Origin of the sequence: Promicromonospora alba, from assembly GCF_042654905.1 — a bacterium.
Taxonomy (GTDB): Bacteria; Actinomycetota; Actinomycetes; order Actinomycetales; family Cellulomonadaceae; genus Promicromonospora; species Promicromonospora alba.
The window spans coordinates 515,956-531,006 of the sequence record NZ_JBHSFI010000005.1 but is presented as its reverse complement, the minus strand read 5'-3'; the positions used below and the strand labels follow the sequence as shown (position 1 = coordinate 531,006).

The 15,051-nt window shown below is 71.5% G+C and carries 11 protein-coding genes; 5 read left to right on the top strand and 6 right to left on the bottom strand.

The features are described from left to right. Positions 1-70: 70 nt before the first annotated feature. Positions 71-1,858, bottom strand: coding sequence for a right-handed parallel beta-helix repeat-containing protein (locus tag ACFO6V_RS17355; protein ID WP_377137333.1), 1,788 nt, complete (start codon positions 1,856-1,858; stop codon positions 71-73). An 89-nt stretch (positions 1,859-1,947) separates the two neighbouring features. Here ACFO6V_RS17355 and ACFO6V_RS17350 point away from each other — a divergent pair, with 89 nt between their 5' ends. The 3 genes from ACFO6V_RS17350 (at position 1,948) to ACFO6V_RS17340 (ending at position 6,513) form a co-directional block, all read left to right on the top strand. Then, a complete protein-coding gene (locus ACFO6V_RS17350; RefSeq protein ID WP_377137331.1) occupies positions 1,948-2,814 on the top strand; it encodes a TetR/AcrR family transcriptional regulator in 867 nt (288 codons plus the stop codon). A 118-nt stretch (positions 2,815-2,932) separates the two neighbouring features. Continuing rightward, entirely contained in the window at positions 2,933-5,278 is a 2,346-nt protein-coding gene (locus tag ACFO6V_RS17345; RefSeq protein WP_377137329.1) for a beta-galactosidase, read from the top strand. A 53-nt stretch (positions 5,279-5,331) separates the two neighbouring features. Further along, positions 5,332-6,513, top strand: coding sequence for an oxygenase MpaB family protein (locus tag ACFO6V_RS17340; RefSeq protein WP_377137327.1), 1,182 nt, complete (start codon positions 5,332-5,334; stop codon positions 6,511-6,513). Between the two features lie 91 nt (positions 6,514-6,604). On the opposite strand, the gene ACFO6V_RS17335 is transcribed toward ACFO6V_RS17340, so the two are convergent. From ACFO6V_RS17335 to ACFO6V_RS17320, 4 genes are read right to left on the bottom strand one after another with little or no spacing between them, the layout of a single operon-like run. Further along, positions 6,605-8,869 carry a xanthine dehydrogenase family protein molybdopterin-binding subunit gene (locus ACFO6V_RS17335; protein ID WP_377137325.1) on the bottom strand — a complete coding sequence of 755 codons (2,265 nt, stop codon included), beginning with the start codon at positions 8,867-8,869 and terminating at the stop codon, positions 6,605-6,607. An 11-nt stretch (positions 8,870-8,880) separates the two neighbouring features. Further along, positions 8,881-10,026: an XdhC family protein gene (locus tag ACFO6V_RS17330; RefSeq protein ID WP_377137323.1), complete on the bottom strand. Its 1,146-nt coding sequence runs from the start codon at positions 10,024-10,026 to the stop codon at positions 8,881-8,883. A 39-nt stretch (positions 10,027-10,065) separates the two neighbouring features. Continuing rightward, positions 10,066-11,040, bottom strand: a complete 975-nt coding sequence (locus ACFO6V_RS17325) for an FAD binding domain-containing protein (protein ID WP_377137321.1) — start codon at positions 11,038-11,040, stop codon at positions 10,066-10,068. After that, complete coding sequence (locus ACFO6V_RS17320; RefSeq protein WP_377137319.1) at positions 11,040-11,666, bottom strand: (2Fe-2S)-binding protein; 627 nt, start codon at positions 11,664-11,666, stop codon at positions 11,040-11,042. The genes ACFO6V_RS17325 and ACFO6V_RS17320 overlap by 1 nt, the downstream gene beginning before the upstream one ends. Before the next feature lie 297 nt (positions 11,667-11,963). Here ACFO6V_RS17320 and ACFO6V_RS17315 point away from each other — a divergent pair, with 297 nt between their 5' ends. After that, positions 11,964-13,088, top strand: a complete 1,125-nt coding sequence (locus ACFO6V_RS17315; RefSeq protein WP_377137317.1) for an SDR family oxidoreductase — start codon at positions 11,964-11,966, stop codon at positions 13,086-13,088. 4 nt (positions 13,089-13,092) lie between these two features. After that, entirely contained in the window at positions 13,093-13,953 is an 861-nt protein-coding gene (locus ACFO6V_RS17310) for an aldo/keto reductase (protein ID WP_377137315.1), read from the top strand. 94 nt (positions 13,954-14,047) lie between these two features. Here ACFO6V_RS17310 and ACFO6V_RS17305 read toward each other — a convergent pair whose 3' ends face one another. Further along, positions 14,048-14,989, bottom strand: a complete 942-nt coding sequence (locus tag ACFO6V_RS17305; protein ID WP_377137313.1) for an SDR family oxidoreductase — start codon at positions 14,987-14,989, stop codon at positions 14,048-14,050. Positions 14,990-15,051: the final 62 nt, after the last annotated feature.

Genomic DNA, 15,051 nt, shown 5'->3' with positions numbered 1-15,051 from the left:
GGACAAGGCTCCACCCACCCAGGGCCGCGGCGGGGAATAGCTCCCCACCGCGCCCCCAGGGCACCCTGTGTCAGACGCACCGTCCCGCCCGCGCGAGGATGTCGGCGGCCGCCGGGTCGGCCTTGATCGCCTCGTCGAAGCTCTCCTTGGGCAGCACCGTGTTCCCGGCCACCGTCACCGTCTTGGGCGGGTCGTCGTAGCCGTCGGGCAGGACGTCCCAGAAGTTGCCGACGAAGGCGACGTTCTCCAGCGGCGGGCCCACCTGCAGCACGATCGGCGTGTCGGCCCGGCACACGATGTTCCCGACGACAGTGATCCACGCGGCGCCGTAGTCGGCGTAGAGCCCGAAGTTGTACGACGTCAGGACATCGCGGATCACGTTGCCCCGGACCACCGCCCCGCCGGCGAACGACGAGCCCTGCGGCGCGGACAGGTAGATCCCGCCGCCGTCCATCAGCGCGCTCATGCTCCGTTCGACGAGGTTCCCGATCACCTGGGTGCCCCTGGCCCGCTCGCCGCCGGTGATCACTATGCCGTTGTGCGGTATGTCGCGGATCTCGTTGTGCGCCACGGCCGTCTCTTCGGAGGCGATGACCAGGATGGCGGGCGAACCGCGGTACTCGCTGCCGATGTGATGGACGAGGTTGTCCTCGACGGTCACGCGGGTGGAGCCGTCGACGGCGATCCCGCTGCCCGAGATCTCGTCGAAGACGTTCCCCCGGACCGAGACGGCGGTACTGCCGTCGATCGCCAGTCCGCCGGCGCCGAGGCGAGTGAAGTGGTTGCCCTCCAGGACCATCCGGCTGACCGAGTCGAGGACGACGTTCGCCGGTAGCTGGGTCGGCGTCGCCGGAACGTGGACGTAGCCGACGTCGGCACCCATGTCGATCTTCTGGAACCCGCCCCGCTCGTGACGGGCGTTGCCGTGATAGTGCAGGTAACCACCGGAGCGGGTGGGGCCCGACCAGTGCGCGTCGGCGAAGGTGAGGCCGCGCAGCGCGATGTCGTGCACGCCCTGCCCGCTGACGATCGTCTCGAGCACCGGCACGATCACGGTGGTCCTGCCGATCTCCTCGCCGGGGCGCGGCCGGTAGTGGAGGACGTGTCCGCCCGCCTCGGAGCGGTCGACGGCGAAGGTGCCCGGCTCGCCGAGGAAGGCCACGTTGTTCTCGAGCACGGCCGGTGCGGCGAGGCCGTCCCAGGTCCCGTCGCCCTCCGTGCCGTACCACTTCGCGTCGTAGAGGGCCTTGGCGTTGTCGAAGGCGGGCTGGGCCATGGTGATGGTGGTCGAGGAGCCGTCTCCGGAGATCCCGGCGACCGCCAGGCGAGCCTCTGCCCACGGATAGACGCCCGGGTAGACGAGCTCCAGTCCTGACGGATCCGGCCACGACTGTGGCTCCACGCTGTCTGTGACGTAACCAGTGTGTGTTTTCGTCACGTTTCCGGGAAGTCCGGTGCGGGCCGCCCGGGCCGCTGAGCGGCCGTCGACAGAGAGCCGCCGTGGCTCCAGCTCGCCGATCGGAGCCGTCCAGACGCCGTCGGCACCGGCGGACCAGCCGTTGACCTCGCGGCCGCCGCTGAGCACGACCTTCTCCTGGTCGGCCGTTCCGTAGCCGTGTGCCTGGTAGGCCACCCGGAGGCCGTTCGTCCCGGAGTCGGCCTGCGCGTCGTCGAGTGCGAGCGGTTCTTCGAGGTGGTAGACACCGGCTCGGAAGGTGACGACGATGTCGCCGGCCATCTCGGCGGTGAGAGCGCGGACGGCTCCCTGCGCCGCGTGCGGGGTGGCGAACGGCCGATCGAAGGTTCCCGGCCAGTCGTCCTGGCCGTCGGGGGACACGTAGAACCTGTTTTCGGGCATGATGAAGCGACTCCCACGAGTTGATTTATGGAATATACTGAGGTTTATCAGTTAAACAGGATCGTGTGACGAGCGTCAAGGGAGTTGTGGTGGCTGAAGACGACGTGCAGCCGGATCCGGAACGTGCGATCGAGCTCTTGTGGGGCGCGCGCGAACCGGCCCGGCCGGGGTTGAGCCTCGGCCGGATCGTCGCGGCGGCGATCGAGGTCGCGGACGCCGACGGGCTGGGGGCGCTGTCCATGCGCAAGGTCGCCGAACGGTTCGGCACGACGACGATGTCGCTCTACCGCTACGTTCCCGGCAAAGCCGAGCTGGTGGAGCTCATGCGGGACGCCGTCTACGGGGAGGTGCCCCTGGAGCCCGCGGACGGGCTGGGCTGGCGTGCGGGCCTCGAGCGCTGGGCGCGCCGGGCGTGGGTGATCCACCAGCGGCATCCTTGGCTGGTTCACAGCGCGGGAAGCCGCCGTCTGCCCGGTCCGAACATCATGGCCGGGTACGACCACGCGCTCGATGTCGCGTCACGCGGCGGTCTGGCGCCGGCTCAGGTGATCGCGGTAGTGAATCTCGTGGGCGGGTTCGTCGAGTCGGTCGCTCGCCAGGCGGGGGAGACCGCGGAGCTTCAGCGCCGCACCGGGATCTCCCACGAGCGCTGGTGGAGCGAACGCGAGTCCCTGTTCGAGCGGATGGACGCCTATCCGGCCCTGGGAAGGCTGTGGGAGAGCGGCGGTATGGACGAGCCGATCGACCCGTTCGAGTTCGGGCTGCAGCGCACGCTCGACGGTGTCCAGGCGCTCGTCGAGAGCCAGGGGAGTGAGGTAAAGCGTGACGAAAATAGCGCCGCGAAGTGCGTGATGTGCGGGAAGCCGTTGGGCGAGGCAGGGCGGGGGCGGCCACGGGACTACTGCTCGAGAGCCTGTCAGCAGCGTGCCTATCGTCGGCGCCAGTCGGCCGGCTGACCCGCGATCTGCAGGAGGGACCACACGACACGGATCGAGAGTGTGCTGGGCGACTGAGAATGGCTGGGGGATAGGCTCGCTCGGCCGCAGCACCCATCTGCTCGAAGGAGAGAACGGTATGCACCTGGCCGCCGCCGCGGGCGTCGCACGGAGCCGGTTCCAGGCGTGGACCGCACCGCTCGCGCCGTCCGAGGCGATCACCGCCACCAACGGGCGCCTGGTCGCAGGGCCGAGGTACCTCAGCAGGGACGGCCGTCCGGTGATCCCCGTCTCCGGTGAGCTCCACTTCTCCCGGGTGCCCCGCTCCGACTGGGACCGCAGGCTCCGGCTCATGCGCGCGGGCGGCGTGACGGCGGTCTCGACCTACGTCATCTGGATCCATCACGAGGCGCAGCGGGGCGAGGCGTCGTTCGACGGCGGCCTCGACGTCGCCGCGTTCATCGACACGGCTCAGGCCGCGGGGCTGGACGTCGTCCTGCGCATCGGCCCCTGGGCCCACGGCGAGGTCCGCAACGGCGGGCTGCCCGACTGGCTGCAGCGCCTCGACGTCCGGCACCGCACCGACGATCCCCGCTATCTCGACGTCGTCCGCACGTGGTTCGGCGCGCTCGGCGCTCACCTGGCGGGTCGCGTCCGACCGGGCGGGCCCGTGGTCGCGGTGCAGATCGAGAACGAGCTCTACGACCAGCCCGGACACATCAGGACCCTGATCGGTCTGGCCCGCGAGGCCGGGATCGAGGCACCGATCTGGACGGCGACCGCCTGGGGCGGCGCCGAGCTGCCGGACGAGGTGATCCCGCTGTACGGCGGGTACGGCGACGGGTTCTGGGTGCCGTCCGACCACCCGTGGGACGCCAGCTTCCGGGCGCACTACTTCTTCGGCCACGTCTGGGACGATCCCGGTATCGGGTCCGACCAGCGCGAGGACGCCGGCACACCGGCTCCGGCGACGTCGTCCGGGCACCGCGGCCCCGCGGCGACCTGCGAGCTCGGGGGCGGCATGGCGGCGTCCTACCACCGACGGCCCGTGCTCCAGCCCGCGGACGTCGCGGCGATCGCCCACACCAAGATCGGCAACGGCTCCGTCTGGCAGGGCTACTACATGTACGCCGGCGGCAGCAACGTCTGGCGTGGCCCCGGCCTGCAGGAATCCCTCGCCACCGGGTACCCCAACGATCTCCCGGTGTTCGACTACGACTTCCACGCGCCGATCGGTGCGGCGGGTTCGAGGTCGCCGTCGTTCGACCTGCTGCGCGACCAGCACGCGTTCCTCGCCGCCTTCGGTGACCGCGTCGCGACGATGTCGGCGTCGATGCCCGAGACGCTGCCCGCGGACCTGGACGACGCGAGCACGCTGCGGTGGGCGCTGCGCAGCGACGGGACCAGCGGGTTCGTCGTGATCGGGCAGCACCAGCCGTACGTCGAGATGCGGGACGCCGAGCCGACCCGGTTCGCCGTCGAGCTCACGGACCGTGTCGTCGAGCTCCCCACCGCGCCGGTGACGATCCCAGCGGGCACGATGGCGCGCTGGCCCGTGGGCTTGCGCCTCGCGGGCGCGCCGGAGATCGAGTGGGCGACCGCTTCGGCGGTCACGATCCTTGATGGGGGCGACGGCGGCGGCGGCCGGCCGACCCTCGTGCTCCGTGCCGAACGAGGCATCGACCCGGCGCTCGCGTTCGCCGATCCCGGGGTGGAGGTCGTCGCGCGGACGGGAGCGGTCGCTCTCGTCGACGGAGCCTGGGTGGTGACGGCGGACGACAGCGCGCTGCTGGAGGTTCGCGCCGGCGGGACGGCGCTCGACGTCCTCGTTCTCGGGCCGGACCGGGCGGCACGGACCTGGGTGCTCGACCGCGGCGGCCGTCGCACGTTGCTGATCGCGGACGACGATCTCTGGACCGCGGCGGACGGTTCGCTCGCCGCGCGGACGACCGGCGCGACGGCGGGTGTGGTCGAGCGCTGGGAACCGGCGTCAGGCCAGTTCGTGCGGTTCGCCGGCCCGGGCGCGGAGCCGCGTTCGGGTGCGTGCGCCGTCGTCGCGGAACGTGCGCCCGGCGAGGTGCCCGCGAGCTATGGCGGCACGAGCACGCGCGGCGCGGCCCCGAGCCACGACCTCGTGCGCCGGACGGGCGCCGTCTGGACCGTCGAGCTGCCTGAGTGGACGGCGGAACCGGGCGTGGACGCCGTCATCGATCTGGAATGGGCGGGCGACGTGGCGCTGCTCGAGGTCGACGGGACGGTCGTCGCCGACAGGTTCTGGGACGGCACGCCGTGGCGGCTCGACCTGGGGACGCTCGGCAGCCTGCCGGCCGAGCTGCGCCTCGTCGTGCTGCCACTGCATTCGGACAACCCCGTCTGGCTGCCGGCGGCGGCCGAGGCACGACGGCGCGAGTCCGACGGGCAGCTCGCGGCGCTCGACTCGATCGCCGTCACCGAGCGCATCACCTGGACGGCCGCAAGGGAGTAGAGGGGGATCAAGAGGCCGTGGATGCCGCCGGTTGACGCGGCTTGGATGGCTGCATGACCGTTTCGAAGAGTGTCTCGTCCGTGCCCGAGCGAGCCGTCAATCTCGCTGCGGCCCGGGACCGCCACGGCGACCGAGTCGACAGCATGCTGCGGGCGTTGCAGGTGGGCGACCCGCTCGCCGACGCCGTCGTCGTCGAGCTCGACGAGCTCGGCCGTTCGGCCCGCGCCGCGCTACAGCGGGGCCTCGCCGAGGGCCGGGCGAGCGTGCCGGACGCCCCGCCGGCCGTCGACGCGCTGCTCGCCCACGCCGAGACCGTGCCCGGCTGGGTCGCGGCCGAGCTGCTGGACGAGGGCGACCTGACCTCGCTCGCCGTGCCGCCGCACTGGCGCGGCCTCGCCTTCGCCGGCGGCTCGCTGGCTCACACGTACCGCTCGCCGTCGATCGCGCGACTGCTCGTGGGTACGGGCCGGCTCACCGCGACGGCGCCACGTCGTCTGGCCGAGACCGGACTGTGGAACGCCTCCGTCGTCCTGCCCGGCGGCCTGCGTCACGGCGCTCCTGGCTACGTGCAGACCGTGCAGGTCCGGCTGCTGCACGCCCGCGTGCGGGCCTCGGCCACGGCGCACGGCTGGGACACCGAGCGATGGGGCGTGCCCATCAATCAGGCCGACGTCGCGCGCACCTGGCTGGACTTCACCGTCGTGCCGTTCACGTTCCTCGAGGGCATCGGCTACCGGCTCACCGACCAGGAGCAGTCCCGCCTGTACCGCTACTGGTGGTACGTGGGGCACCTGCTGGGCCTGGACGAGGAGTTCTTCCTCGGCACGGAGAGCCACGAGCAGGCCGGCGAGCTCCTCGACCTGCTCGATTCGACGTCCGCCGCACCGGACGAGAACAGCAGCGCACTGGTCGGCGCGCTGTTCGAAGCGGCGACCACCAACCTCGCCGCTCTGCCGCAGTCGCCCATGGACGCCGCGGGCTGGCGCGACCTGCTCAACGCCCTGGCCGGCCGCTATCACGGCGAGGCGGCCGCGGGGCTCGGCATCGCGGAGTCGCCCGTCAACCCCGTGCTGCCGCTGCTCGCGGCGGGGGAGGCGAAGGCGCGTCGCTACCAGCTGCAGGTCCCCGGAGCGGTGCGGGAGTCGGTGGAGGATGGCGTCCGGGCGTTCCGCGGCCTCATCGCCGCCCTCGACGACGGCAGAGCCGCCTACCAGGACCACGTCGCGGCGACCTGAGCAAGCCATGACCTGAGCAAGCCATCAAGCATGAACCAGGAACGGCTCCGGACCACCCGATGGTCCGGAGCCGTTCCGCTGTCCGATGGGCCTACAGGCGGTCGATCAGCTTGTCGAGGGTGATGGGCACGTCGCGCACCCGGATCCCGGTGGCGTTGTAGACGGCGTTGCCGATCGCGGCCGCCGAGCCGACCGTGCCGATCTCTCCGAGGCCCCGGGCGCCGAGGCTCTGGGTGCCGACGTCCTCGCTGCCGTCGCCGAGTGGCCCGGTGAGGACGGGGTCGGGCCGGTCGAGCATGACCACGTCGATGTCGGGGACGTCGGCGTTCACGGGCACGAGGTAGTCGGCCAGCGTGCTGTTCGCGAGGCGTCCAGTGCGGAGCTCGAGGTGATTCTCCTCCAGGAGGGCGTGCCCGATGCCGAAGATGACGCCGCCGACGAGCTGGCTCCGGGCCGCCTTGGCGTTGATGACCCGGCCGACGTCGGCGACGGTGGTGAACCGGGTGACCCGGGTCTCGCCGGTGAACCGGTTGACGCGTACCTCGCAGAAGTGGGCACCGAAGCTGTGATGCACGTATCCGGGGACGGGCTGGCCGCCCGGCGCGGACTCCATGTAGATGCCCGGCGACCCGGTGACGGTCAGCAGGCGGCCGAAGGTCATCGAGTGGCCGAGGCCGTGCAGGATGCCGCGCTCGTAGCGGAGGTCCTCGACCGCCGCTCCGTGCCAGGGCGACCGCTCCGCGGTGACGGCGACCCGCTTGAGCTCGGCGATGACGTTCCGGGCGGCGTCCACGACCATCGGCACGGTGGCATGCGTGCCGCTGGAGCCGACCGCGGGCGCCCCCGGAGGCAGGACGGTGTCACCGATCTCCGGGGTGACCCGCTGCACCGGGATGCCCAGGGCGTCGGCGCCGGTGACCGCCACCATGGTCCACGAGCCGGTGCCGAGGTCCGACGTGGCGGTGGACACGACAGCGGTGTCGTCGTTGCGCAGCTGGACCCGGACGACGACCCCGAGCCGGCGGTGTGCCGGATAGATGGCTGTGGCCATGCCGACCCCGTACAGCCACTGTCCGTCGACGCGTGCGCGTGGCATGGCGCTGCGCGCGGACCAGCCGAACCTCTCCGCGCCGACGCGGTAGCACTCCTCCAGGTGCTTGCTCGACCAGGGCAGGCCCGTGGAGGGGCTGGTGGTGGCGTTGTTACGCAGCCGCAGCGTGACCGGGTCGACGCCGGTGGCGACGGCCAGCTCGTCCATCGCCGTCTCCAGGGCGAAGGACCCGGGGGCCTCGTTGGGTCCGCGCATCGCCCGGCTCCCGGGGATGTCGAGGACGGCCAGCTGCGCGTCGACGTGCAGGTTCGGCGTGCGGTAGAGCGCGTCCGACGTGGAGTGGGCCGGGGTCATGGTGAAGGCGATGGTGGTCGGCCGCTCGGCGACGCTCCGGTGGCTGACGGCGTTGAGCACTCCCTCCCGGGAGGCGCCCAGCCGGACGGTCTGCGTGAGGTGCGAACGGTGGCCGGTCAGCGTGAACATCTGCTCCCGGGTGAGGACCAGCCGGACCGGCCGGCCGAGCTCCTTGGCCGCCGCGGCGGCCAAGGGCGTGTCGCTCCACAGGACGACGCGCGCGCCGAACCCGCCGCCCACGTACTTCGTGATCAGCTGGACGTTCTGCGGCAGGACGCCCAGCCGCTGGGCCATCCCGAGCGCGTACGCCGCTGGGATCTGCGCGCCGGCATGGATGGTCAGCCGGTCCCCGTGCCAGACGGCGAGAACCGCATGCGGCTCCATCGCGGCCTGGTGCTGGATGTTCTGGTGGAAGTCGGCCTCCACCACGACGTCGCTGGCGGCGAGCGCTGCGTCGATGGAGCCGACGCCGGGAGCCAGGATGTTGAGGCTGCTCGGCGCACCGCTGATGGTGGGGCCGGCCGGCACGCGCGGCTCGTCCGCGATCGAGGTGCGTGGCGGCTGGGTGTCGTAGGTGGCGGTGACCAGCGCCGCGGCGTCGCGTGCCTGCTCGGGGGACTCGGCGACGATCATCGCGATGGCCTGGCCGTGAAAGTGGATCATGTCCGTGTTCAGCGGGAGGTAGTTCTCGGTGAAACCGGCGGCCTGGCCGGTGGCCAGGTACAGCGGCAGGCGGCGATCCGGCGCGGTGTACACGCGCAGCACCCCGGGCGAGGCGAGTGCGGCCGCCGTGTCGAACCCGGTGACCTTGCCTCGGGCGATGGTGCTGGTGACGAGGTGGGCGTGGGCGAGGTCGGTGGCGCGGTAGTCACCGGAGTACTCGGCCGCACCGGTGACCTTCAGCCTGCCGTCGACGCGGTCGGTCTCGCGTCCTACGGGGGAACGGGGCATCGTGACTCCTTCTAGCTGCTGTGGGTGAGCGGGCGCGGGAACGAGACGTCGCGGTGGATCGGCACCCCGGTGCTCAGCGGTACGCCGGTGCCGCCGTGCCGGTTCGCGACGATCTCCGCCGCGATCGACAGCGCGGTCTCCTGCGGGGTGCGGGCGCCGAGGTCGAGACCGACGGGCGAGTGCAAGCGGTCGAGCTCGTGATCGCTCAGGCCTGCCTCGCGGAGCCGCTCCAGGCGTTCGTCGTGGGTGCGGCGCGACCCCATGGCCCCGACGTACGCCACGGGCAGCCGCAGCGCGGCGGTGAGGAGTGGCAGGTCGAACTTGGGGTCATGGGTGAGCACGCACACGACGGTGCGCCGGTCGAGCAGCCCGGCCTCGGCCTGGGACCCGAGATAGCGGTGCGGCCACTCGACGACGACCTCCGCGTCCGGGAACCGCTCCGCGGTGGCGAACGTCGCCCGGGCGTCGCAGACGGTCACCCGGTATCCGAGGAACACGCCGAGCCGGGCCAGCGCGGCGGCGTGGTCGATGGCACCGAAGACGAGCACCCGCGGGGCGGGGGTGTTGCACTCCACCAGCAGCGTCATTGGCTCCCGGCAGTAGCTGTCGGCCACCCCGATCTCGACGGTACCGGTCCGCCCGGCATGCAGGAGCTCGGCCGCGTGGGTCGCGGCCACCCGGTCCAGAGGCCCCTCCCCGAGGGTCCCCATGACGGGTCGCCCCGGTCGCACGACGATCGCCGCGCCAAGGTGGGTGTCCGGGCCGCGCACGACCGTGGCCACGGCCACCGTACGGCCGGCGGCGGCGTCCGCCAACGCCTGCTCCAGCCATGGTTCGGCGGCCGGGTCATGGTGGCGCAGGAGCAGCTCGATCGTGCCGCCACAGGTCAGGCCGACGCCGATCGTGTCGGCGTCGCTGTAGCCGAACCGCAGGACCCGGGGCCGGTGGTTCCCGGCCAGCATCTCCTGGCACGCCTCGTGGACCGCGGCGTCGACGCAGCCGCCGGACACGTTGCCCAGCACCGCGCCCTCGGCGTCGACGACCAGGGACGAGCCGGGCTGCCGGGGTGCGCTGCCGTCCACGTCCGTGACGGTGGCGGTCACGAACGGGACTCCGCGGCGGGCCCGGTCGAGCAGCTCGGCGGCGAGCTCAAGCATGATCGCCGCCTGGACGGGGACCGTCGGACAGGGCGGTCATCAGGACTCCTGCAGCTCGGTCAGCGCCCGGACCAGGGTGCGGCGCAGCAGCGCGGGCTTGAACGCGTTGTGTTCGCGCGGCTCGGCGCCGTCCGCGGCACGGGTCACGGCGGCCTCGAACGTGGCGGAGGTGGCGGGCCGCCCGGTCAGGGCACGTTCGACGGCGGGCAGCCGCCAGGGCCTGGTCCCCACACCGCCGACGGCGATCCGGGCGTGCGCGATGGTGGTGCCGCGCAGCTGGAGCGCGACGGCGGCCGAGGTGAGCGCGAACTCGTAGGACTGCCGGTCGCGGATCTTCAGGTAGACCGAGTGCGCGGCCCAGGGGGAGCGGGGCACCGTGATGCCGGTGATGAGCTCGCCCCGCCGCAGCACGTTCTCGACCTCCGGCGTGGCGCCGGGCAGGGTGTAGAACGTGTCCAGCGGCACGGTACGGGTGCCCCGCGCCGAGGCCAGGTGCACCACGGTGCTCAGGGCCACCAGCGGGACGGCCAGGTCGCTGGGATGGGTCGCGATGCAGGCGTCGCTCGTGCCGAGGACGGCGTGGCCGCGGTTGATCCCTTCCAGCGCCGAGCACCCGCTGCCGGGCTCGCGCTTGTTGCACGGCGTCGTGACGTCACGGAAGTAGCCGCACCGGGTGCGCTGCAGCAGGTTGCCGCCGATGCTCGCCATGTTGCGCAGCTGGGCCGAGGCGCTCAGCTCCAGCGCCTGCGCGACCATCGGGTAGTGCTGCCGCACGGCGGGATCGGCGGCCACGTCGCTCATCCGCTCCAGCGCACCGATGTGCAGCCCCTTGCTGTCCAGGGTGATGCCGTCCAGCGGGAGCCCGTTGATGTCCACGACGCGTCCGGGGGTCATCACCTCGAGCTTCATCAGATCGACCAGGGTGGTACCGCCGGCCAGGAACGCCGTCTCCGGTCCGGCGCCCCGGACCGCCTCGCGCACCGAGCGCGCCTGGGCGAAGGTGTAGGGCCGCATCAGCGCATCACCTGCTGCGCGTCGCGGATCGCGTCGACGATGCGGGGATACGCGCTGCACCGGCAGATGTTGCCCGACATGCGCTCGCGGATCTCGTCGTCCGAGCGGGCCGGACCCTCGTCGTCGACCATCGCGACCGCGGACATGATCTGGCCGGGGGTGCAGAAGCCGCACTGCAGGCCGTCGTGGTCGATGAAGGCCTGCTGCATCGGGTGGAGCCGGTCGCCGTCGGCCAGGCCCTCGATGGTGGTGACCTTGTGCCCGGTCGTCGATGCTGCCAGGGTGAGGCAGGACAGCACCCGCCGCCCGTCGACGTGGACGGTGCAGGCGCCGCACTGGCCCCGGTCGCAGCCCTTCTTCGTGCCCTTGAGGTCCAGCCGCTCGCGGAGCGTGTCGAGCAGGGTGGCCCGTGGGTCGACCAGCACCGTGACCGGTGCGCCGTTGACGGCGGCCCGCACCAGCACCTGTGCCACGCCGTCCGCGGTGGCGGAGGCCGCCTCCGCCGCCTCGGCCTCGGCCGTCGCGTTCAGCAGAGGTGTCACGGCGGCGGCGACCAGACCACCGCCCAGGAAGCTCCGCCGGGACACACCCGAACGGCCGTGTCCCGCATCGTTGTCTGGATTCATCGAGTCTCTCCTGGCTGGTCGCGGCTTCGGGCAGGGAAGGACAGCGCCGGGACCATCCGCGTGGTCTCAGGGCTCGGTGCTGGTCCCAGGTTGGACACAGGGGCAAAGGACATCCAGGACCTGCCGATCCGAGGCTGAGGTCGCCCGGACTCCGTCACGGCTGGGCCATCCACGGATCGCAAGGTCCTGGATGCCGACGCCCCGCCGCGCGAGCCTTACCGGGTCACACCCACCCAGCGGAGGACCGGGGCACGCTCGACGTCCTCGCCCGGCGCCCACACCAGGAGAGTTCCCGACATGACACGCACACCAGGTGAGAACGGTCCCGTCGAGGTCGAGAAGAAGGGATTGTCCCGCCGTTCCTTCGTTCGACTGGTCGGGGTCGGTGTGGGCGTCGCGGTCGTCGGCGGCGGCACGGCTGCCGTGATGGCGAACCGGCCGGAGATGTCCTCGCGTCAGCAGGGTCTGCCGAGAATCCCCGAGTGGACGGCGGCTGACGTCCCCTCGCTGCAGGGGCTCTCGGCGCTCGTCACGGGCGGCAACGGCTATCCCGTGGAGGATCGGAGCGGCCTGGGCTTTCACAACGCCCTCGAGCTCGCCCGCGCCGGCGCGGAAGTGACGATCGCGTCCCGCAACCAGGAACGGGGCGCGGAAGCGGTCCGGCGCATCAGGGCCGACGTTCCCGGCGCTTCGATCCGCTTCGAGACGCTCGACCTTGCCGACCTCGCCTCCGTCGCTGGTTTCGCGGACCGTATGCGCGCTTCACGAACGAGTCTGGATCTTCTCGTCAACAACGCCGCTGACGGGGGGCAGCAAAGCCGCCAGTTGAGCGCCGACGGGTTCGAGCGGGTTCTGGCCACGAACACCATCGGTCACTTCGCGTTGACCGCCCGGCTGCTGCCTCTGCTGCGCGCGGCTGATGCGCCGCGGGTCGTCTGGGTCTCCAGCCTTCGCGCCGGCACCGCGGCGATCAACTTCGACGACCTGCAGGCGGAGCGCGAGTACGACTACGGGGCTGCCTACAGCAACTCCAAGCTCGCCAACCTCATGCTCGCCTTCGAGACGCAGAGGCGCAGCACGGCGGAACGCTGGGGGATCTCGTCCATCGCGGCCCACCCCGGCGTCGCCCGTACCAACCTGATCCCGGACGGCCCCGGCCCGGACAGCACGGAGGGGCGCAACCACCGGTACATGCCGTTCCTGTACCAGCCAGGCGCCCAAGGTGCCCTGCCGACCCTGTACGCCGCGACGTCGCCGCAGGCCGCGGCCGGCGCCTACTACGGCCCCGCCGGATTCATGGAGCTCAGCGGCCTGCCCGCCTGGGCCGGCATACCTGAGCAAGCCGAGGACCAGCAGGTCGCGGCCAGGCTGTGGACCACGCTCGAGCAGCTTGGCGGGGTCACGTTCGGGCGGGCGGGCTGATCTCGTGGAGACCTTTGTTCTGAATGACGGCAACCAGATCCCGAAGCTCGGCATCGGCATGAACCAGGTGCGTTCCGCCGACGTCGGGCCTGCGCTGGCCTGTGCGTTCGAGGTCGGCTACCGCTCGGTGGACACCGCTAACACCTACCTGAACGAGCGTGCCGTCGGCCAGGCCGTCCGGGCCAGCGGCTTGCCGCGGGAGGAGATCTACCTGACCACCAAGGTGTGGTCGACCGACTCCGGGTACGCGAGGATGTCGGCCGCGATCGACCGCACGCTCAAGCGGCTCGACACCGACTACCTGGACCTCTTGCTGATACACCAGCAGTACGGCGACTACAACGGTTCCTGGAAAGCGATGGAGGACGCCGTCGGAGCGGGCAAGGTGCGTTCGATCGGCATCAGCAACTTCAACCGCCGGAGACTGGTGGATCTCGTCAGCAGGGCGACCGTGCTGCCCGCCGTCGCCCAGATCGAACGTCATCCCTACTTCCAGCAGTGCGAGCAGAAGGAGTTCCTCGAGCAGTTCGGGACGGTAGTGGCGGGCTGGTTTCCGCTCGGACGCGGTGACCGGGAGCTGCTCGCGGAACCGCTCTTCGCCGAGCTGGGCCTGAATCACGGGAAGTCGCCCGCGCAGGTCGTCCTGCGGTGGCACCTCCAGGGCGACACGATCGTCATCCCGGGGTCCACGGACCCGGCCCACATCCGGTCGAACTTCGAGCTGTTCGACTTCACCCTGACCGCCCAGGAGATGGACCGGATCGCCGCCATCGACAAGAACAAGCGGTTCCACAACCTGCCCGAGCTCGTCGAGCGGATCATCTTCCAGAGCATGCGTATGGACTACGACAAGCACCAGCGCTGAGCCGTCACGCAGAAGCTCACCGTCCCGGGCTACGGGGCGGTGAGCTTCTGCGTGCGTTCGCTCCCCAGCAAGAGTGCTGGACCCGTCCGAGGCGTCAGGCCGGGATGGCCGTCCTGGTCAGCTGCTCCGAGACGGCCCAGACGCGTGCGGCCTCGTCGACACCGAGCAGCGGGGAGTACATCCGCTGCTCGGCCGGCGCACCGCTGGTGTTGCCGAACCCGCTGGGGCTGTACAGCACGCCGGGCTTGGCCTGGGGGTCGGTCGCCGCCATGAGCGCGGGCAGCGCCGCGGTCTCGACCGTGCCGGCGAGGATGCCGCGTGCCGAGAGCCAGCTGATCATCCGGCGACCGCCGGTCTCCTGCGCGCGCCCCAGCTCAGGGCGGGCGGCGAGCAGGTTGGTCGGTGCGACGCCGGGGTGGGAGAGATTGCTGGTGATGCCCCACCCGTGGGCCTTGCTGCGGCGCTCCAGCTCCAGGCCGAAGAGCCCGAAGGCGATCTTGGACTGGCGGTAGGCGCGCATCCCGTCGTAGCCACGTTCCCAGTTCAGGTCGTCCCAGTTGATGGCACCGCTGCGGGCGGCGACGCTGACCTGCGAGGTCACGCGTGCACCGCCCGCGCGCAGGAGCGGCATCAGGTGTGCGACGAGAGCGAAGTGGCCGAGGTGGTTGGTGCCGAGCTGCAGCTCGAACCCGTCGGTGGTCGTCTGGTGGTCGGGCGGGGTCATGACGCCGGCGTTGTTGATCAGGAGGTGGATCGGGTCGCCCTCGGCGCGCAAGGTGTCCCCGAGGGCGGCGACGGACGCGAGGGAGGACAGCTCGAGGCTGCGCAGCGAGACGTTCGCGCCGGGCACGGCCCGCTTGATCGTGGCGACCGCGGCCTCACCCTTGAGCGGGTTGCGGACGGGGATGATGACCTCGGCACCCGCCGCGGCAAGCCGCCGGGCCATGACCAGGCCCATGCCGTCGCTCGCCCCGGTGACGACGGCACGCTTGCCGGTCAGGTCGGGGATGGTGATGTCGATGGGTGTGCGGGACATGTGGTTCGCTCCTTGATGTAGTGCGGTTGTCCCCACACTCCTTGATCCCCGGCCCGTTATTC